This window comes from Hydromonas duriensis, from assembly GCF_004363775.1.
GTDB classification, from domain to species: domain Bacteria; phylum Pseudomonadota; class Gammaproteobacteria; order Burkholderiales; family Burkholderiaceae; genus Hydromonas; species Hydromonas duriensis.
Window position 1 is genome coordinate 1 of record NZ_SNZE01000013.1, and the last position, 20,790, is coordinate 20,790.

12 protein-coding genes, 1 tRNA gene and 1 pseudogene are annotated in these 20,790 nt (G+C 46.2%); 1 reads left to right on the forward strand and 13 read right to left on the reverse strand.

Annotated features, from left to right (window positions below; translation table 11 throughout):
• The 12 genes and pseudogenes from DFR44_RS06935 to DFR44_RS06985 form a co-directional block, all read right to left on the reverse strand.
• Positions 1–704, reverse strand: a pseudogene (locus DFR44_RS06935) (hypothetical protein); the annotation flags it as partial.
• Positions 705–823: 119 nt separating this feature from the next.
• Positions 824–4,297 carry a DEAD/DEAH box helicase family protein gene (locus DFR44_RS06940; protein ID WP_133620494.1) on the reverse strand — a complete coding sequence of 1,158 codons (3,474 nt, stop codon included), beginning with the start codon at positions 4,295–4,297 and terminating at the stop codon, positions 824–826.
• Between the two features lie 10 nt (positions 4,298–4,307).
• Entirely contained in the window at positions 4,308–5,471 is a 1,164-nt protein-coding gene (locus tag DFR44_RS06945) for a restriction endonuclease subunit S (protein WP_133620495.1), read from the reverse strand.
• Between the two features lie 86 nt (positions 5,472–5,557).
• A complete protein-coding gene (locus tag DFR44_RS06950; RefSeq protein ID WP_133620496.1) occupies positions 5,558–7,078 on the reverse strand; it encodes a type I restriction-modification system subunit M in 1,521 nt (506 codons plus the stop codon).
• A 94-nt stretch (positions 7,079–7,172) separates the two neighbouring features.
• Positions 7,173–7,952: a TIGR00266 family protein gene (locus DFR44_RS06955; protein ID WP_133620497.1), complete on the reverse strand. Its 780-nt coding sequence runs from the start codon at positions 7,950–7,952 to the stop codon at positions 7,173–7,175.
• Between the two features lie 101 nt (positions 7,953–8,053).
• Positions 8,054–9,244 carry a branched-chain amino acid ABC transporter substrate-binding protein gene (locus tag DFR44_RS06960; protein WP_133620498.1) on the reverse strand — a complete coding sequence of 397 codons (1,191 nt, stop codon included), beginning with the start codon at positions 9,242–9,244 and terminating at the stop codon, positions 8,054–8,056.
• 191 nt (positions 9,245–9,435) lie between these two features.
• Positions 9,436–10,653, reverse strand: a complete 1,218-nt coding sequence (locus tag DFR44_RS06965) for a hypothetical protein (protein WP_133620499.1) — start codon at positions 10,651–10,653, stop codon at positions 9,436–9,438.
• 218 nt (positions 10,654–10,871) lie between these two features.
• Positions 10,872–11,231, reverse strand: a complete 360-nt coding sequence (locus DFR44_RS06970; protein ID WP_133620500.1) for a hypothetical protein — start codon at positions 11,229–11,231, stop codon at positions 10,872–10,874.
• 266 nt (positions 11,232–11,497) lie between these two features.
• Positions 11,498–13,552: an AAA family ATPase gene (locus DFR44_RS06975; protein WP_162845195.1), complete on the reverse strand. Its 2,055-nt coding sequence runs from the start codon at positions 13,550–13,552 to the stop codon at positions 11,498–11,500.
• Positions 13,549–13,782 carry a transcriptional regulator gene (locus tag DFR44_RS11420; protein WP_162845196.1) on the reverse strand — a complete coding sequence of 78 codons (234 nt, stop codon included), beginning with the start codon at positions 13,780–13,782 and terminating at the stop codon, positions 13,549–13,551. Before DFR44_RS11420 ends, DFR44_RS06975 begins: the two co-directional genes overlap by 4 nt.
• A 1,188-nt stretch (positions 13,783–14,970) precedes the next feature.
• Complete coding sequence (locus tag DFR44_RS06980) at positions 14,971–16,275, reverse strand: tyrosine-type recombinase/integrase (protein ID WP_133620502.1); 1,305 nt, start codon at positions 16,273–16,275, stop codon at positions 14,971–14,973.
• 201 nt (positions 16,276–16,476) lie between these two features.
• A tRNA-Leu gene (locus tag DFR44_RS06985) sits at positions 16,477–16,563 on the reverse strand.
• A 211-nt stretch (positions 16,564–16,774) separates the two neighbouring features.
• Here DFR44_RS06985 and rnr point away from each other — a divergent pair.
• Entirely contained in the window at positions 16,775–19,306 is a 2,532-nt protein-coding gene (gene rnr, locus DFR44_RS06990; RefSeq protein WP_133620503.1) for a ribonuclease R, read from the forward strand.
• 145 nt (positions 19,307–19,451) lie between these two features.
• Here rnr and DFR44_RS06995 read toward each other — a convergent pair whose 3' ends face one another.
• A complete protein-coding gene (locus DFR44_RS06995; RefSeq protein ID WP_162845197.1) occupies positions 19,452–20,702 on the reverse strand; it encodes a TolC family protein in 1,251 nt (416 codons plus the stop codon).
• Positions 20,703–20,790: the final 88 nt, after the last annotated feature.

Below are 20,790 nucleotides of genomic sequence, written 5' to 3' on the forward strand. Positions count from 1 at the left end.
TTGACCAGTCGTTGGACATAATTGAACTGCTCACGCCAGCGATGGCCCCGATGACATTCCCATTCAGGCGGATTGTTCTCTGCTGCGCTGTAGTGCTGACTTAGACAGCGTCCGCCTCGCTTTTGGGCGAAGGTTTGTAGGTCAATGAGGCTGTATAAGCGTCTATTGATGCGTGAGCATTTCATGCACCATTGGCCTGAGAAGAGGCTTTGTGAGGTGGCTCGAAACTGGTGGCCTTTGTCGCAGCGAACCAAGAGTTTACCACCGTAGCCTGTGTAGTTCTCGGGGCCGTCGAGTAGGAGGCCGCCTTTGTCGGCGCAGATGCGTTGCACCCTTTCGATGATGAGTTGAACTTGTTTCTGTCGGTAGTTTTGAGCGACGGGGATGCCAAGCTTTTGGCGCATGTAGCCTATGTTGTCGATGGAGATGCCTATTTGTTTGGACAGGGCTACGTCGGACATGGTGCCGAGGGCGGCGAGTTGTGCGGGTGTCCAGTTGACTTTGTTGCGTTGGTGTAAGGGTGGGATGCCCAGTAAACTGCGTTTGTGTTGTACTTGTGCTTTGGACAGCCCCAATAGGGCGGCCACTTCGGTGTCAGTCTTTTGTCCGAGCAAGGCAATGTGCTCGGGTGTCCATTGGTGAATGGGGGTGAACTTCTTGGGTTTACGTGCCGCTGGTTTGGCAGGTTGTTTGGGTGAACTCATGACTTTGTTTTGATAAATAGTTGGTAAATACTCGGATAAATAAAATTGAGCAACTGGTGAGAGTTTGCAATGCAAATACTCACAAAAAACCCCTAAATAATCATAAAACGTAAATTAAATTATGCCGTTATCGCATTCTCGCTCACTTGGCTAAGCAAATCTAAAATCATTTTAGACTGTATTTCATCAAACACACCAAGCAGACCTTGATCATTCAAATCAGTAAATGGCGGCGTAAAAAGCATATTCTTATCAATCACCCCATTAATAGTTAGGTATCTAATAATGTTATTAATAAAAGTCATTTGGTCAGCGGATAGATGACCAGCTTGGATAAACTCTGCAAATACTGCTTGAGCAGCATTCACATCTAACCCGACAATGTTACGAATAAAAACGCCCAGCGGCTTCTCACCATACACACGAGCATAATCCTCCCGCGTACCCAAATCGCCTTCAAACAAAATCTTTTCTAAGGTATCAATTTCAGTACGAGAAATTGGCTTATTGGTCTGCAATCGGCGAATCACAAGGTGGTGGCTATTGTTACGCACATAAGACTCTACGCGCTCTTTGTAGCTTTTCAACTGCCCTGATGACTTGACTAGATCAAATTCTTTCGCTTCATCAACATTCAAAGTGTCTTCAAAATGTGTGTAAATTACATCCTGACTTTCGGTATCCAAATACTTCATCAAATCACGCAAAGACAAACGCACAGGCTCGAGACCCACCACATTCACAGATTGCCAAAAATCATCCTGCTGCAATTGAGTCAACATCGGCACTTGTTTTGCGACGGCTGGAATGTTCTGTTTTTTGAGAAGTGCATGTGCAACACCACGGATTTGATTTTGATACTTCGAACTGTGTGCATTTGAAAACAAGGCCAACTGATAATTCAAAATCAACACATCAAAACGGCGCGCCAACTCATCCTCTTTCGCAATGGGGAGTACTAAATTAGACAGCTCGCTATTGATGTCTTGCATATCAGAGCGAGAAAGATTTTGCCAACGTGTAGCATCACTGTACTCTTCTACACGACGCAGTTTCATTCGAACGGCTGCTCGGTTTCGGTCAAACAGTTTCACAGTTGCGTGAAGCTCATTGATGAACGCCTCAGCCAAAGCGCGTTCCTCATCATTGCTATCCACTCGCCCTCGAATCAACAACGCAAGCTCCAACTTCACCTCAAATGTTTGCTGGCTCAAGCCTCGAACAGCCTTGGACTCAACCCCTTCTGGGTTCGCATCAAAGTACTCCAAATTACCGCAATAATCAAAAATCACAAACTCTGTTTTATCCATATCTTTGCCAAACAAGTTTGGACATGGCCGAGTACCTCGCCCAACCATTTGCCAAAACTTCGTTGACGAGCGAACCAGCTTAAAGAAAACCAAATTCACAACGCGCACCGCATCCACACCTGTATCCATCATATCCACAGACACCGCTATTTGCGGGTCGCTATCGGCATGCTTATTGGTAAATTTAGTTAATAAACTTTGCGCCTTGCTTTCGTAATTATCAATCACACTCATAAAACTGCCCGAATATTCAGGATAATTCACATCAAAACGTTCACGGATAAACTCAGCGTGCCTGTGACTTTTCGCAAAGATAATGGTTTTACCTAACCGATCCCCCCCCTGCACTTTAATCCCACTAGACATCAAATGCGCCAGCACCTTGTCCACCGTATCCGTGTTAAACAGCCACTCATTCAGCGCTGCACCACCAATTTCGTCAGGAGCAGAGTCTACCGTTGGGTCACCGAATTTCTCCTCCCACTCTTCCTTTTCCTCAGCGGACAAATCCCCATACTTAATACCATCGCGCGGAAACTTAATCGGCACGCTAATGGCTTTAGGAGGAACTAAGAAGCCCTCCTCAACCGCTTTATCTAACTCATATGCAAAAGTTGGATTATGGTCTTCAATGCCAAACAACTCATATGTATTGCGATCGACCGCCGTCTTCGGCGTCGCAGTCAAACCAACCAGCAAGGCATCAAAATAGTCAAAAATCGCTTTGTATTTTTGGTAAACCGAACGATGCGCCTCATCGACAATGATTAAATCAAAATGCCCAACACCATAAAAACGCTCGCCCTCATTCACATGGTCAATGCGGTTGAGCATCGTCGGATAAGTTGAAAACACCAATCGTGTGCCCACATCCTCAGCTTCACAGGTTAAATCAATCGCAGACAATTGCGGCAAATACTCATTAAACGCATTTTTCGCCTGAGTCACCAGCGCATTTCTATCGGCCAAAAACAACACCCGCTTCACCCAACGACTCTGCATCAGCATATCAACAATTGCGGCGGCGGTACGTGTTTTGCCGCTACCCGTCGCCATCACCAACAAAGCTTTACGCCCGCGTCCACGCAACTGGCCTGACTGGTTGGTGGTCACAAAGGTCTCCGCGACCCGTTTAACAGCTTCAATTTGATACGGTCGTCCTGCAATCGCCTCATTCACACGAAACTCACGCAAGTCCAGTCGCGCTGTGCCGTTATAGCCATTCACACCAGCACCACCGCGTCGGTCAAGCATTAATTGCAATTCAGACTTGGTATAAAACCCCTGCACCTGACGCTCTGGGTAAAATGCGTCATCCCACAAATACGTCTCGAAACCATTGGTATAAAAAATAATCGGGCGCTGACCGTGCATCGCCTGCAAGCTATCCGCGTACAGCTTCGCCTGCTCACGTCCCTGCCGAGCATCCACCATTGACTTCTTCGCCTCAACCACCGCCAAAGGCAAGCCATCATCCCCCCAGAGCACATAATCAACAAAACCTTTACCACTCGGATTCGTGCTGGTCGGCATACCAGTCACAGGATATTCTTTATCACGCCCATCGACCAGATGGTTCCAGCCACATTCCCGTAAAGAAATATCAATGTAACGGCGGCGGGTTTCCGCCTCGCTAATATTCGGCGGCACCGCGACCTCAACCGCGAAAGCCTGCATCCGCAAGACACGTTCGGCTGAATGCTGAGATTTTTGCGCATTCAACTCAGCCAACAAGGTCGCATTACTCTCAATCAACTTGCGATTCTCATCCTCAGCCTCGCGCAACGCAGCATTTTTCGCCTCCAATTCGCGAACCAGCGCATCAGCATCACTTGTAGTAGCGGGTGAGCCACTCGCTCGCGCTAAATCAGTCAACAACGACTCATCAAACACCTGCTCAGGCAAGCGCGTCTTGCCGTAATAAATCGCCACGAAGCGCAAAAACCGAAACAAATATTTCAGCATCGCCAACACATCATCAAACACCACCGCGTCACCATGCGCCGCGATATTGCCCGTCTTGCGAATCAAATTGATTTCACGGAACATGGCTGGGCTAAACAAGTTTTGAAAACTCGGCTCATGCAACAGCGTATTCAAATCTGCCCGCCACGGGCGCACGAGTTTACTGTCATGGTCGTACAACCAATTCACCGCTTTTTCCAAACTGACGCGGCACAACATCGCCGCCGCCGCGGGCGCGACCCGCGCCAACTGCTCCGCCTGCGCCGCTTCATCATGCAGCGTCGGAAAATCGATTTGGATAAAAGCAAAATTACTCATGGTAAAACCCTTATGCGGTCAGTTCCCCAGTAAACGCACGGTGCAGCAAACTGTCAAACAACGCTTGCGACTGTGCCAAGCTGGCTTGGGCTTGCTGTTTCTGCGCCTCGATGAGCGCTATGCGCTCGGCGAATTGGTTTTGTAACGCTATCGGAGGAAGAGGCATCTCTAACTCCTTCAAAATCTTTAAATTAATATTTTTCTGAGCCGCCATAGGAGCAGAGTCCTCAAGGATTTTTTGAATAAAGGAAAGCCAATACCTAACATATTCAACATTTGATTTGGAATTGCTAGTAAACCCAACTACGCTATCTGGGAAGCAAGCGTCAAAAGTTAATATCCCAGTTTTGGCTATATTTGCAGCAATGGTAATACACAAAGTACCTTTAGGCCATTTCCTACTTTGCTTGAGGCCAAAATCAGAATACGTGGCCTTGTACTCGCGAATATAACCTTGACAGTTAGCAACATCACCCGTTTGAATTAGTGGATGACTGCCACCTAACAGTTCTGGTGCGTTTCTTGGGCGGTGTTTAGACTTCCCTCTATCAAGAGTGCCAGCATTACGAAGCTCAATTCGCTCCCAAGCCATCGAATTTGCCACTGGTTCACCAAACATCTTAATAAATAAGGCTTGGCCCAGCGCGGTGTAATGGTCGATGAGCTGCTGGTCTTTTTGGCGCAAATCATCCGCCACATCCAAAATACGGGCGATTTTTTCTTGCTCGGCATAAGTAGGAAGAGGAACTTTAACTTTTTTAAGATATTTAAAATGCCTGTTATACCCTGTATTTGGGATGTGTAGCGTCAAAAAAAAGTAGTAGAGATACTTCTCAACCAACTTAGTTGTTTGTTTCGGTTTCAGAATTTTTATTCCATCGGCACCCATTGCAAATGGGAATGCTATGTACTTAAATATTCTTGTATGGTCTCCAAAAATTATATTAGGGGGCTCTGAGTTAACAAGTAAAGACATATCGTTAGTGTACCCAGCAATTAACTCTTTACTTTGGTCTACAATAGGATAGCTGCCTTCACTTAAAAAATCAGAAGATAAAGTTTTTTTATTTCCTGCCGAGCAGTCTTTTACTACCTCATTAAAAATACAAACAGCCCATCCTGGTGGTAATTTTTTTAAATACTCTAAGTTTTGAACAAGGTTATATTTACTCATTAAAACTCCAAACCAATCTTATAACGCCGTTTCGGCCAGTTTTACTGACGAAGCAATCAATGAGCCTGATATATATGCGAGTACTTTTAAGCATTCAGCAACCCTTTCAACACCGTCAAGGCTTGCGTTCGTTCAGCATCAAGTTTCTCAATCTGCGCAATGATATCCGCAGGTTTCGCATGCTCCACCGTTTCGTACACGACTTGTCTATAACGATTTATCGACAAATCCCAGTCGTTGGCTTTAATTTCGGCGTACGGCACGAAGAAGCTTTGTTCGGTACGCGTGCGAGTGACTTCGGCGCTGTTGGCGTCCAGTCGCGTTTTAAAGCGGCTGATGATGTCGGGGATGTTGTCCTCGCTGACGACAGCGCGTTTATCGTCCAGACTGTAGCCGTCGGCCTGCATGTCGTAGAACCAAACATTATCGGTGTCGGCGCTGCCCGTTTTGGTGAAAATCAGCACGGCGGTACTGACGCCCGCATAGGGCTTGAACACGCCGCTGGGCATTGAAATCACGGCGTCGAGTTTGTTGTGGGCGAGCAGTTGTTCACGCAACTGCTTGTGCGCGTTGAATGCGCCGAATAAAACGCCGTCAGGCACAATAACGGCGCAACGACCGCCGATTTTGAGCATGCGCAGTATGAGCGCGAGGAAAAGCAGCTCGGTTTTTTTGGTTTTCACCGTGTTGAGTAAGCTCGATTCGACGCTATCGTAGTCGAGCGAACCTTTGAAAGGTGGATTGGCTAGAATAAGGCTGTACAGTTCGCGTTGGTCGGCGTTGGCTTCGGACAGTGCGTCTTTGGCGATGAGTTTGGGGGATTCGATGCCGTGCAGTTGCAAGTTCATGGCACCAATACGCAACATGGTCTGGTCAAACTCGATGCCAGTGAACATGTCTTGGTTGTAATGTGCGTTGAAGGTTTTGTCGTGAAACCAGTCTTTGTGATGCGTATGGATGTATTCGCCCGCGCCGACCAAGAAACCTGCCGAACCACACGATGGATCGCAAATGGTGTCGGTCTGGGTCGGTTGCATCATTTCGACCATCATGCGGATGATGTGGCGCGGTGTGCGAAACTGACCGTTGAGCTTTGCCGTGGCGATTTTGGAGAGTAAATATTCGTACAAATCACCTTTGGTGTCGCGGTCGTCCATTTTAATCGCGGCGATCATTTGCACCACTTGATCAAGCAGGCGCGGCGTTTGAATCATGAAGGTGGCTCCTTGCATGAATTGTGCAAAAATGCCGACTTCTGGGCTGTCTGCTTCTTTTTTGCGCTCGCCCAGTTGCTTCATGTGCTCGAAGACTGTGAGGTTATCTATTTTGGCTTGGGGCTGGGTAAACAGGGCAAACATGCTCTCTGGGTCTAGCTCACTGAATTTACTCCAGCGAAAAATCGCTTGTTCTGGAGTGTAACTCGGATTCTTGAGTTCTCCACCAATCAAGTTGATTTTGGCTTCTTCGCGCAACTGGACTTCATCTAAACGACGTAAAAATAGCAAGTATGTAAATTGCTCAATCACGGTCAATGGATTAGAAATACCACCCGTCCAAAATGCTTCCCAAATTCTATCGACTTGGCTTTTTATTTCACCCGTAATCATGCTCGGTTTCCTGTTGGTTATTGTATGTTATCGCGCATTTTAACAAAATTGTAGCTCGGGGAGCTCTGGAACTATGAACACAACACTAACGTGCTCAGTCTTTAAAGATGCTCCCAAGTGAACCGAGTACTGAACCACTCTCTGAACCTGCATTTTCACTCATCGGTGATAGTCTAGCTATGAGCTTAGAAATCGGTAAGGATTGTATCCATACCTTGCCCGTGCCACGTAATGTTGCTAAAAACAAACCTTCGCCACCAAATACCATTGATTTTAAACTGCCTGATTTTTCAATATCAAAACTTAGCTGAGGCTCAAACGCGACCACGCAGCCTGTGTCAACTCTCAATGTTTCATTATTCAATTGACGCTCAATGACCACGCCGCCAGAATGAATAAAGGCCATACCGTCGCCTTGAATTTTTTCGAGGATAAAGCCTTCTCCGCCAAACAGACCTGAGCCAAAACGGCGGTTTAAGTGAATTGAAATGCTCGTGCCTAATGCCGCGCACAAAAACGCATCTTTTTGGACTATTAATGTATTGCCATTGATTTGGCTTAAATCAACGGGTCTAATTGTGCCTGGGTATGGCGCTGCAAATGCGACCTTCGCTTTTTTGCCACCTTGATTCGTGAAATGCGTCATGAACAATGATTCACCCATCAACACCCGTGTTCCCGCCTGAAAAATCTTGTCCCACGTACTTTGGTTGGATTGTGAGCCATCCCCCATTTTGGTTTCGAAGGTAATTCCCTCTTCCATGAACAACATTGAGCCTGCTTCGGCAATGACCGTTTCTTGTGGGTCTAGTTCAATTTCGACGATTTGGATATCTTCGCCCAAAATCTTGTAATCTATTTCATGTGAACGCATGTAACACTCCTTATACGATTAAATCAATTGCACTTTAAAATTAACATTCCTTTTAGCTTCGTCAGACCTAAGTAGCACTATGGTTCTTGACAGGCCACAAATTAATCGTCATTTAGATAAACACTTTTGACATAGTCTAGTTTTTTGTTGCGTACTTGATTAATGGTAATGCCACCATTTTTGGTGTCGCCATTAGCATCAAATCTTATACGACCTGTTACCCCTTCAAAATCAACTCGTGGCATCGCTTCTAGAATTGCCTTTTTATCAATCGAATCTGCAAGCTGCATGGCTTGAACAATGGCATAGGTCGCATCATAAGCATAGGGCGCATAAATTTGTACACGTAGACCTGAGAATCGCTTTTCATATTTTTGGATAAAGCGAAGCCCCCTCTCGTTAAAAGCCATTAGTGGTTCACCTGCATAAGTGCATATCATGCCTTCGCTCGATTTACCTGCTAATTCTATGAATTTTTCGGTACACGCCCCATCACCAGAAGCCAGTGATGTTGTCATGCCCAATTGTTTCATTTGCTTCGCTAGAAGCGCGGCTTGATTATCCATACCGCCCCAAACAATGTAATCGGGATTCATCGCCTTTATTTTTGTCAATAGCCCCCTAAAATCCTCCGTCTTATCTGTAACACTTTCTTGTGCGATGACATTCATCCCTTGCTGTTGAGCGGACTCTTCAAATCCATTTGCAAAGCCTTCACCATATTGTGTCCCATCACCCAAAATAACAACGGATTTACCACCAATGCTTTTTAAGTATTTGGCTAAGGCAGGCGCTTGTTGAGCATCATTGGCAACGACACGATAGGCACTGACGTTTCCATCAACGGTCTTTTTGCTTTTCAAAGTGTAATCAGGGTTGGTTGATGAGGGCGAAACCTGAACGATTCCAGCTTCGGCATACACGCTGTTAGCGGGGATGGATACACCTGAATTTAAATGCCCCACAACCCCAACAACGCCTGAATCAACAAGCTTTTGAGCAATAAGCACTGCATGTTCTGGATCTGCAGCATCGTCTTTGCCAACCATGACCAGATGAATTCTGTTTCCGCCAATCTTTAAATCACCTCTAGCATTGATTTCGTCAATTGCAAGTCGAACTCCATTTTCGTTATCTATACCGAGATGGGATATTTCACCTGATTTCGGAGCTGCACTGCCAATTTTGACAATTACAGATTTATTGAGGGCAACGCTTGATTGTGCATTTGCGTATGACGTGTGCGAGATGAATAAAGCGATAAACAGTGTATTTAATTTATTTTTTAACATGGGCTGAGTGAGTTTGATTGGGTTATTAGGTCATTGGGCCGTTATTATGTACCATCTAAATACAATTTTCCTTAATTTATCGCCCATCTAAAACTGTTCTTGCCTATGCTTCTCTTCTTATTTCATCGTCTAAAACCACCATTTAATACCGAGCGCCCACCTGCATGGGGCGCTCGGTTTACAGCACGATATTATCTCAGCACAGACAGCGCAGATAACGCTCTTTCCAACTCTAAATCAACAGGCGTTGAATGGTCGTAATATATTCTGAACTGCTGCTTTAACCGTTGAATCGCCTCTTCACTCGCCATCTGATAAGTCAAGGCTTTGCCTTCGGCCAAGACCTCATCCTCATAATCGTAAGTGAACGAGTAGTTCGCATCGTAATGCCGCCGAATGAACCGCCAGTGACCACCACACACACTTAACAACATTTCAGTTTGACCGCCGAACGCACGATGAATCTCACTGAACCCATCGGGGCTGACATTAAAATCATAAAGAAACAACTCGCCGCATGACTGCTCCAGCCAATCGAGTAACTTAGCCCCACGATTAAACTCAAGAGTTGAGTACCCTAAAAAACAATCACTGGAAACTCCCAGGTCTGGATACAATTCAAAATACTCAACATCGAAGCTCAAGCGTTTATAAAGGCCATCACGGTATAAATCAACAGCGTTTAAAATCCGTGAGCGGTGATTTAATTGATAGCCTCGTTCGTCCGTGTCATTTCCCATCGCCACAATCACTGATTGGCGCAGGTGTATCTCCGCACCACTGGGTGCTTGGAGTTTAGACTGACCTTGCGCAACACGATAAAGTGAGGCCACCATGGCTTGCATGTGCTTAGATGACTTTCTGTATTGCTCAACTTCTACCGCATGCCAAACGGTTTGTTCTAAATCGACCGAATAACGATATAACAATAAATCAGGAATCTTCTTCAGCTTGGGGTTGGCTTTGCGGATTTCATATTCAGTGATAATCTCATGCCCTTGAGACAACATAGTGGCTGCGAATAGATTTGTGATGTATTCGTGCCGCCATGTCTGGGTAGGCATCCACACGCCCTTGTTAAATTTACCCCAATCTTTGCCCGAGCGAATCTCACTCTCGTTTTCTGGTGCCATAAAATCAACCGCTAACTTGGATAATACAAACGCCCGTCCAAAGCCAATGATTTGACGTTCAATCAAGTAGCCATCATCCAAGTTCTTCTTGAGCCACTTTCGTGCTGAATTGATGGATGACAGCTGATTGCTGTATTCTAAAATAGCCACATGTTCAGCAGTGACCCAACGCAAACGGTGAATGGTTTTAAATAGACGGACCATGCGTGTGTGTTTAATATTTAAGCCATCTAAACGTTTTATGTTTGAAACACCTTGTGTTAAAACTGTATTCATCAGAAACTCCTTTAATAGGTTCAATAGATTCAATTTAAAAATAAGATTCAAAGTCATGCTAAATCCAAGCCTCACCCAAGCGTTAAGCAGGCTTCCAAATCCAAGCCTATACTTGGATTTGAGCTTGGATGTCTGCTGGCAGCCAATGCCAAGGATTTGGGTCAACCCTTCGCCTTGGATGTGCTACGTGGAGCCGTCACCACTGCGCCAACCTCTGTTCACCGTAAGAATTCGCTGCGCGCCGCTAGGGCGGGCATTCTCACTTGTTTGGCTGGACGCCAAACATGCTCAGCGTTTGTTGCCTTACGCGTCTTAATCGCCGCTCCAGCGGGCTGCATCCAGCCCTCGGGGCACCCTTGTCCGTGATGAAACTCACGGACGGGCAAACCGCTTTGCTGCCCCTCCCGCCATACGGGAACACCAGGGGGTCTTTCGCTGTGCTTCAGACTGTGGCTGGACGCCACACAGCCAACCGCTTTGCCCGTCCGTAAAACCTCGGACTGGGTGCGGGGCTTTGCCCCCCAAACCCGACCGATTCGCTTGGGCGAATCTTGGTCTGCGCGACGCTTTGTAAACAACACAAAGCTGCTGGCCCATCGGCTTCGGCTCCCCCCGCGTCCTTCGCCAAGGGCTCAGGATGGCTTCGCTGAACGCGATGCCACCGTTACACGGCGGGTGAGTTTGCGACAAGACTGATGTCGATGCTTGGCACAACTGGCGAGACTGGCACAACTGTATTGACTGTTGTTCTAAAATCGGCTGAAACGCCGATAAATAGACTGTTTCACCAGTTGCGCCAGTCCCGCCACATTTGCCAGTCTTGCCACACTTGCCAGTCCCGCCACTAGGCTATTTGTTTAACCAAATAGGGCGATATCGGCGGGAGCGACCAGAATGTTTCACTTGGAAAGCTGTGGGTCCGTACCCGTGCAACTTTTAAGGCATTCGCTGAGCGCTCTACACTGCGCCAGCTCATCGTCGGTCGCTCTTCGATCAGCTGCTTGATTTCACTGACCTTGCGACTGGTGCCGTCTTTGAGCAGTTCAATCAGAAACTTTGATGACTCAGACATGACATCGTTGTCTTCGCCGCTCAGCTCTTTGAATAGCTGATTGGCTGTTTCTGCCCGATATTCACCCCATGCTATTCGTGAGGTGGTGATGTCAGGACCTGAGTCGTTGGTCAACACTTGTGACTCAATCTCGTATTCATAACCACCCATAACAGGTGCTAGGTTGTTTTTTATGATGGCGACCACGCAGGTGTTGTCGTTGTCCTTGCGTTTGGTGCCCCAAGCAACCCGTGGCACGGCGATATATGCTTGACTCCCCAGTACGTCGTCGGATACGTTGTTCGACAAATTGCCTTTGCGATAGTGGGTAATGCCTAGAATCGCACAATTTAATGTGTGGGCCATGTCGACGATGGGGTGTAGTCCCGCTCGCACGTCACTGGCTTTGTTGCTGTCTCCAGCGACAACCGAGACCAGGGGGTCAATAATCATTAAGCCGATGTCGCCTATCTCTAGTGCCCGTTCTTTTAAACTGGGCAAGTCGAGTGCAAAGTCAAATGGTCGCTGTTGCCCTTTGGCGTCTTTGACGCCTTGGACTAGGTGTATCCGTTCCATTTGGGCGTGGGCGGCTTTGAACCTCGGGGTGATGACGGTGGCGATGTCGTCTTCTCCCGTCCACATGAGTGTGTTGAGTGGCGGATGTGTCGTGCCATCAGGTAAACTTCGGCCCGCTGATAGCATGGAGGCGAGGCTGATGGCGAGTTGCGTTTTACCTGTGCCTGCTTGACCTGCGAGTAGTGTCAATTTGCCGAGGGGGAGCCAGTTGTGCATTAGCCAATCTATGGGTTCCATTTTGATTTGGTCTAGGCTGACGGTTTCGACTCCAAATGCTCTGTTTGTGACCGCTTGTGTTGCGCTGTGCGCGATGTTGTGCGGCGGCTCAGGTTCTGGCGTGGGGACGGCGAGCATGATTTGTCGAGCCACTTCTTCTAGGCCCGCGAGTTGGTGTAGGTCGTTGAAGTCTGTTGGCTTTTGGGCTGTGTTTAAACCTGTAAAATCAGGCATCGCTAAACGCGCACCAATCGCTTGTGAGGCTGCTCGAGCTTTTTCTAGTCCGATGTTGTGATGGCTCCACATGTCATTGTCTCCTGCAATAATGATGTGTGAGGCGGTTGTCGCTTCAGAGGCCATGTGTTGCGCTACGGCCAATAGGTTGCCTGCATCAAATGCAATGGTGACTTTGTAGCCTGTGGCTTGGGCAATACTCGCACCTGTGGCGTATCCTTCACAAATGACTTGGATGTCGCTGCGTGTGTTTCCTATGGTGTAGTAACCGCCTTTTTTCTGAGTGCCTGTCATGAACTTCTTTGTGCCATCGGCTCGGATGAATTGCAAACCTGCTAATACAGGTTGTTCTGCTTTTGTGGCTCCATCCCAAACAGGGACAATGAGGGTGTCTGTGCGCCCAAATTGCTTGCAGCCAAATGCTTGGATGCCTTTTCTTTTTAGGTAGGGGTGATGGGGTGTGGCCATTGGTGCGTCCTTCCATAGTTGAATGGCTTTGAGCCGACAGTCGCGCTGAAGCGCGGCTTGGGCGGTTTCTCGGGCTTTGTGTGCCTGACGTGTGGCGTGGTCTAATGCCGTGCGTTCGTCTGCACTTAAGCGGTTCAGGTCTTTTGAGGTCCATTTGTCATGTAAACCCGTTCTCCAGTTGCCAAATTCGCCAATCAGTAGATTGCTGTTGGCGAACAGGATGTACCACCAGCTTGTTTCTGTTGAACGGTCGCCTTGCGCAGGGGCGCGATGAATCTTGCCATCGGCAATTGGCTGTGACCCTTGGTAACCATGGGCTTGCATGGCAGTTTTGAAATCATTGATGCTTTTCATGAGTGTCCTCCCATTTGTTTTAATGCCGCTCTTAAATCCCCTACTCGCCAAAAATTGGTGCCCCCTGGGGCTTGTACGACAGGGTTGGGAATAATCGCTTTTGCTCGATAGCGCCATACCGTGCATTTGGCAATGCCGCCCCATACAAGCTGGACCGTGGCTATCTTGACCAGTGCGTCATCTGGCGCATGATTGAATGTTGACAATAAGTCTTGATTAATGTTTTTCATTTCATAATCCTAATCAGGTTAAGTTCGACTCAACTCAGTTGAGCCCCTAAGTTCTGTTTCAATTGGTGCTTCTGTTTATTCCATATGTGTTGCTTGACTATTTATCGCCTATCGCAGATTGGTGTGTCGCTATGACGACGGCTCAACCTTTCTGTTGTACCGCATGGCGCACATCGCGCTTAAGCTTGTCCAATCCGTGCGCACAGGGCGGTACATTAACCAAGCATCTATTTGCTGGTTATCCATTCGTATAAATAGGAAGTGCTGTTGACCGATAAGGGATTGAATGCCTTTGTTTTAAATGGTTCGGAACACGCAGGTTGAACCATAAGATGCTCGGTTTAATTCGAGCGCCTTTTAAAACAACAAAAGCAATGCCTTTCAGGCAAACAGAATCTGGCGTCAGTTGGAATCACAAGGGTTTCTTACAGACGAGTTCTGTCATTGCCTAAACCAAATCGGTAGACAGGAGATATGCAATAAATTTGGTTTAAGTACAAAGTACAACAAACCAAAAACATCGCTTAGCTTCGAGATCTATTCCTCGAAGGCTGTTTCGGAGAATGATGATAAATTTGGTCGAAGCACAAAAAACCAAATCTCATACTGTACCTACGCGGCAACTGATTCCATCGTAGATTAGGGAAAGGAGTAAGCCTATGCACCGTGATGACAAAACAAAAGTCTCTATTAAGTGCGATTTAAGGGGCTAAATTTAAGAACCTCTTAAAACATAGAGAGCCACACGATGAGATTAGTCGAGTAAGGCACTAACCGTTTTTCGCATACATGGATGCTGTTCATATATCCTTTGCCAAGCAAAGTTCTTTAGCAAAAGACATATCGATTAAATTACATCGAACCAGTTTTTTCGAAGTAATTTTTTTTCAATTAGGAATAGTCTAATTTAAGCCTTAGCATTGTTGAAATAAACATAATCATCTCTAATGGCTGCTATTTAAAGGGTCTTAATTTTGTAGCCAACAAACCAATGGTTCAGAATCAATGACCTGTAAAAACATAGAGCGTCAACAATGTGATTAGTCGAGTAAGGCACTAATCAACACGCGAGGCGTGTGCATATAAATGCATCCACAATAATACGCCGTTTGTGATTGTTGTCAAGGAATTTTAGAATGGTTTTTTAAGGTGATGAGGATTTCATTTTTTCTGTCTTTTTTTGATGGTTTAAGCTATGAACAGTTGTTCTTTTATCGCCGCTTCAATGGTGTCTGAGTACCATTGACAAATTCTTGTGCGTTCTTCGTAGAATAAGCTGGGGTCTTCATAGGCGGCTTCTACTGCGTTTTTATTGATGTGGGCCAGTTGAAATTCTATGGCTCGTGGCTCAAATTGTTTGCTCAGTAGTGCGGTCATCTTTAGGGTGGTTCTAAAACCATGTGGTACTGCATGTGGTTTGTCTGGATGGTTGCCGTCGTAGCCCAAGTCTTTCATCAGTTTGCTGATGGCGACATCGCTCATGCATTTGTTGAGATCGTTGGGCGCGTGAAACAGAAATTCGGAGGTGACTTTGCGCTTGGCTTTGAGTTCTTTTAGGATGTGTACGAGTTGACGTGAGAGCGGGATGAGGTGTTGTTGTCGCATTTTCATACCACCACCTGTTCGATTGACGGCTTTGCGTTCGGTGGGTATGGTCCAAATGGCTTTGTCTAGGTCTATTTCGTCCCACATGGCGCCTCGTAGTTCCGTGGTTCTTACGCCCGTGAGAATTTGCATGCGTATGGCGACTTTGGTGTTGAGTGAGGCTTTGGATTGGTCGATGTCTTTGAGAAATCGTCCGATCCAGTCGAGTGGCAGTGCTGGGTGGTGCTTGGTCTTGGTTTTGATGATGATGTCGGTGTTGATGCTGTGTGTGGGGTTGACTTCTAACAGCATGGTGGCGATGGCGTAGTTGAATACGTCGCGTATGCGCTGAAATACTCGAATGGTTTGGTCGCCTATTCCTTTGTTTTGCATTCTTTCGATTAACTCTAGAATGTGATGGGGCTTTATGTCGGCTATCGCTTTGTGACCCAAGAGCGGAAATGCATGCTTTTCGAGTGAGGCCCAAATCTTGAGGGCATTGCGCTCGTCTAAGTCTTTTTTCTTTTTGCGCCATTCAAACCATTTTGAGGCGATGCGCTCAAAGGTGTTGGAGGCGGCTATGAGTTGGTTTTGTTTGAGTAGCCGCTTGATTTCGGTGGGGTTTTCGTCTTTTTTGAGCTGCGCTTTGGAGTGGAGTAGCTTGGCTCGTGCTTCGCTTAGGCTTGTGTGCGGGTATGCGCCTAGTCCTTCCATGCAGGCTTTTCCACGGTAGGTGTAGCGATGACGCCATTGCTTGAGTCCATTGGGTAGTACTAAAAGATACAGCCCCCTGTAATGAGGGTCACCGTCTGAAATGAAATGGGGTTTGGGTCGAGGTTTGGCTTGCCTGACAACCAAGTCAGTGAGTACCTTACGCGCTTGTCGTTTGGGTGGGGGAATTTGACTCATTATTTCATTCCGTTTGATAAATTACGCTATACAAAATGCTATACAATTTTTTAAGCGTTGTAAAGCTGCTTTTTGAAATGAAAAGAAATGAGTAATTTTTGAGAAAACCGCCGAAACCCATATAAAACAAGAGGTTGAGCGTTAAGTTGAAATGGGTTGAAATAGAAAAATCCCAGTCAAAAGACTGGGATTTTTGTTTTGTGGTGCCCAGAAGAGGACTCGAACCTCCACAGTGTTGCCACCGCATGGACCTGAACCATGTGCGTCTACCAATTCCGCCATCTGGGCTTTTTAAATTAGATTAAACAAGGATTTTTGCGTTTTTTTACACCTATTTAACCGAATTCATGTATCTTAGAACCACCGCAGTAAAAACATATCGTTTCTGCGCGCAGCTTACGTCATTTTTTGTACTTTTTAAATCAAAAAACACTAAAAATGCAAGGTTGCCATTTTATAGGGTTTAAATATTTTGTCAAATCAAAACAGTAAAAGCACAGTGAAAAGAACAAAAAAAGATGGCGATACAGCCAAAACAACGTCCCAAAACAACGAAAAAGTCAAATTGCGTTCGACGACAAAAAAACGTTCAAACGCAAAGACAAGTCAAACACCTGCGTTATTGAAACCACGCGCAGAAGCAAAAAGCAAAGTAAAACCAACCTCGAGCGTTGTTTCTCGTCAAAAGATGCGCCCTACTCAGTTGGTGGCTTTACCTTCACGCAGCACGATTTTTAATGTCATCCATGCGCACGCCGTTCTCTATAAAAAACCTTTAAACACCATCCAATTGGCGCAAGAGCTAGATGTTTCCCCCACACAGGTGTCTGCCTTGCAAGAGGTGCTTGACCAAATGAGCTTGGCGGGTGACATTAAAATGATGCCTAAAGGCTCATACGCTCCGCTTTCGGACCAAGCTTTAGTCTCTGGCATTTTACAAACACATAAAGATGGTTACGGTTTTGTCAGTAATGATTCGGGTGAGGATGTATTCTTACCTGAGCGTCAGATGCACGGGGCTTGGCATGGAGACACGGTGACCGTGCGAATCACTGGTACTGCTCGCAATGGTAAGCGCGAGGGTGAGGTGGTTGAGGTTGTCCATCGTAAATCAAGTCAAGTGGTGGGTCGTTTACTGTCTGAAAACGGCGTATGGCTTGTTAGCCCTGATGATGTTCGCCTGCGTTCAGATATTTTAGTGAGTGCCGACGATTTAATGGGGGCATTGGTCAATCAAATTGTTGTTGTCACACTAAAAAATTATGGCGATGGTTTCAGTATGCCTACAGGCCAAGTGGTTGAGGTGTTGGGCAACTCGGACGATGCAGGCATGGAAATTGAAATTGCAGTTCGCAAATTCGATGTGCCGCATGTATTTTCCACCGCCACAGACAATCAAGTCGCCAAGCTGGCCGACTCTGTGAGTCCTGATGAGTATAAAGGGCGTATCGATTTACGCGATGTACCGTTGGTGACCATTGACGGTGAAGATGCGCGCGACTTTGACGACGCGGTGTATTGCGAACCCATTTTGGAGGGTAAAAAAACCGTTGGATATCGGCTGCTGGTCGCGATTGCGGATGTCAGTCACTACGTCAAAGATAAAACCCCGCTCAACGAAGACGCGCTCACACGTGCGACCAGCGTCTACTTCCCAAGGCGCGTTGTGCCGATGTTGCCAGAGAAGCTCTCGAACGGCTTATGCTCACTTAACCCACATGTTGAACGCTTGTGTATGGTGTGTGACATGGTGGTTGACTTAGCGGGGGACATCACTGCCTATCAATTTTACGAAGCAGTTATGCACTCCGCAGCTCGCCTAACATACAATCAAGTATGGCAATACCTTGATGAGGGTACGGGCGTACTAGCAGAGCAGTTCCCTGAATTGTGCACTCATATTAGCGACCTATATTCTCTTTTTAAACTGTTTCTCGACGCCCGAACAAAACGCGGTGCGATGGAGTTTGAAACAGTAGAAACGTATATTGTCGCAGATGAAAAAGGCAAAATTACACAAATATTGCCGCGCACACGCAATGATGCTCACCGCTTAATTGAAGAATGTATGCTGGCTGCCAATGTCTGTGCAGCAGAGTTTATCAGCACCTGTGAGCGAACTTGTTTGTATCGCGTCCATGAAGGCCCGACCCCAGAAAAACTTGAAGCACTGCGTCGCAGTTTAAAAGCGGCAGGTTTGTCGTTACAAGGCGGCGAAAAACCGCAACCCAAAGACTATGCAAATGTCATGCAACAGGTACATGGTCGGCCCGATGCGTCGGTCTTACAAACATTGATGTTACGTTCAATGCAACAGGCCATCTACACACCTGACAACTTGGGGCACTTCGGCTTGGCTTTCTCTGCATACACGCATTTCACCTCACCGATTCGTCGTTACCCTGACTTGCTCGTCCATCGAACCATCAAAGCAATTTTGAACAACCAGCATTACATGCCGATGACCGATAAAGTCTCTCTGCTCGAAGACAATCGTAAAAAACGGGATGTTGTTAAAACAGATGAAAAAAATGCCAATACAAGCAAAAACGACAATATTCACCATCTCTGGAGTAGCCTAGGTGAGCATACATCAATGTGCGAACGCCGAGCAGATGAGGCTTCGCGTGATGTCACCGCTTGGCTCAAATGCGAGTATATGAAACAATTTATTGGTGAAACTTTGTCTGGGCATGTTTCATCAGTGACTAATTTTGGGGCATTTGTTACTTTAGATGATATGTACGTTGACGGTTTAATTCATATTTCCGAGTTGGGGCAAGATTATTTTGAATTTGATGAAGTCAGTCATAGCCTTATTGGGCGCGCATCGGGTACTCGCTACCGCTTGCAAGACACGGTCAAAGTGAAGATTGCTGCGGTTGATTCTGACACACGCCGAGTGGATTTCTTATTAGACACATCGGCACATCAAAATAACTCACGCAAGCGAACCCAGAGTAAAAACAACAGCCCCGTTGAGAAAAACAGCTCGTCAACTAAAAAACCTCGCAGACGAACTAGAAAGTAAAAACTAGAAACTGAAAAAATCGCGGAAAAAAGATATTTTTCCGCGATTTTAAAATAACTTGAGCAAGTCCTATAAGCAACAGGTCCTGTAAGCACAAAATAAAAATCGAAACGTTATACGTCTATAAATTTCGACTTTTATTGCTTTATTGCTTAACCGCATCAAAATTTAAGTTTTGTGTATAAATACTTAATCGACGAGATGTCGTTAACAACAGCACTTGGACATCAATCAGTTCAACCTGCGCTTCTTTGCGCTCTCGTACCGAATTCATTAAGTCAAGCCATGATTTCTTGCCGACTAAAAATAATCGGCTATATGATTCGCTGATTGCTTTAGTTAAATCTGCATATTTTTGTAATGGTTTTTCACGGCTTTTTGCAAACTGATAATCACTGACCTCTTGATTAACCCGCACCACCACGTCACGCTTGGCTGAGTCTATATTCAATACTGTGGCGTAATAGGCTTTGTCCGCAGACAGTGTTTTTGAAAAAGATGAAAATCCTGCGCCTGTTGAATAACTGAGCACTAAACCGATGGTATTTTTAGGATGAATATTTTGATAATCAGGGTCGCCAATCGTACGTCTGGCTTGCAAAGCGAGTTGGGGAAATGCTTGAGACCGCACTTTTTTACTTGCTTGATTGGCTGATTCGGCTTCAAATTGAAGTCGTTTCAATGCAGGACTGACTTCTAACGTTTTCATCACAACATCTTCAGGCATTGCAAAATTGTCCTCTGGTTGTTGGCTTAATAGCTGTTCACGAGTCAGACGCTGTCCCACGAGTTGATTTAAGGTGGTTAATGCAGATGATTCTTTGGCTCTATACGACGACAATTCGGACTGCGCTTGCAACAGACGGGAAACACCTAAATTCTGGTCTGTCAGTGGAGAAACACCCGCTTCGACACGGTGGGTAATTAAGCCAACAAGTCGCTCATACTCTTTGACACTGTCCTCTGATGCGCTTAATTTTTTGTATGCAGAGAGCCATGCGCCATATGCATTAATCACTCTGACTGCGATGTTTTCGGCCTCCTCTCGCAACGCCCAATCGGACGCACTTAAATTCGCTTGGCTTTGGCGATATCCTGCCACCAGCCCTCCCCCGAGAAGCGGCTGGCTTATGGTAATCACTGTATACGGGTCGCCAATTGTACTTTTTGAGCTTGAGTCGTCATAAACTCGCCTACGTGATTGAAAGTTCACCGTGGCATTGGGTAAAAAACTAAGTGATGCAGTGACCACATCTTGTTTAGCGGACTCTCGCGTCATTTCTTTAGATTTGATTGCAGGATAAGTTTGTATGGACTGCTCAATAAGCCCATCCAGAATATCTTGTGCTTCTGCTCTTGCCACTTCATGGTTAACAACAATGAGCAATATCGCCATCAATTGTTTTAAGCTTGTGTGCTTTCGTCCAGCAGTTGATTTCAATCTGTATACTTTCATCAATAAAATTGCTTTAACGGGTCGGCTC

Coding starts and splice junctions, on each gene's coding strand:
- DFR44_RS06940 (WP_133620494.1), bottom strand. CDS start 4,297: ATGAGTAATTTTGCTTTTATCCAAATCGATTTTCCGACGCTGCATGAT.
- DFR44_RS06945 (WP_133620495.1), bottom strand. CDS start 5,471: ATGAGTAAATATAACCTTGTTCAAAACTTAGAGTATTTAAAAAAATTA.
- DFR44_RS06950 (WP_133620496.1), bottom strand. CDS start 7,078: ATGATTACGGGTGAAATAAAAAGCCAAGTCGATAGAATTTGGGAAGCA.
- DFR44_RS06955 (WP_133620497.1), bottom strand. CDS start 7,952: ATGCGTTCACATGAAATAGATTACAAGATTTTGGGCGAAGATATCCAA.
- DFR44_RS06960 (WP_133620498.1), bottom strand. CDS start 9,244: ATGTTAAAAAATAAATTAAATACACTGTTTATCGCTTTATTCATCTCG.
- DFR44_RS06965 (WP_133620499.1), bottom strand. CDS start 10,653: ATGAATACAGTTTTAACACAAGGTGTTTCAAACATAAAACGTTTAGAT.
- DFR44_RS06975 (WP_162845195.1), bottom strand. CDS start 13,552: ATGAAAAGCATCAATGATTTCAAAACTGCCATGCAAGCCCATGGTTAC.
- DFR44_RS11420 (WP_162845196.1), bottom strand. CDS start 13,782: ATGAAAAACATTAATCAAGACTTATTGTCAACATTCAATCATGCGCCA.
- DFR44_RS06980 (WP_133620502.1), bottom strand. CDS start 16,275: ATGAGTCAAATTCCCCCACCCAAACGACAAGCGCGTAAGGTACTCACT.
- DFR44_RS06995 (WP_162845197.1), bottom strand. CDS start 20,702: ATGGCGATATTGCTCATTGTTGTTAACCATGAAGTGGCAAGAGCAGAA.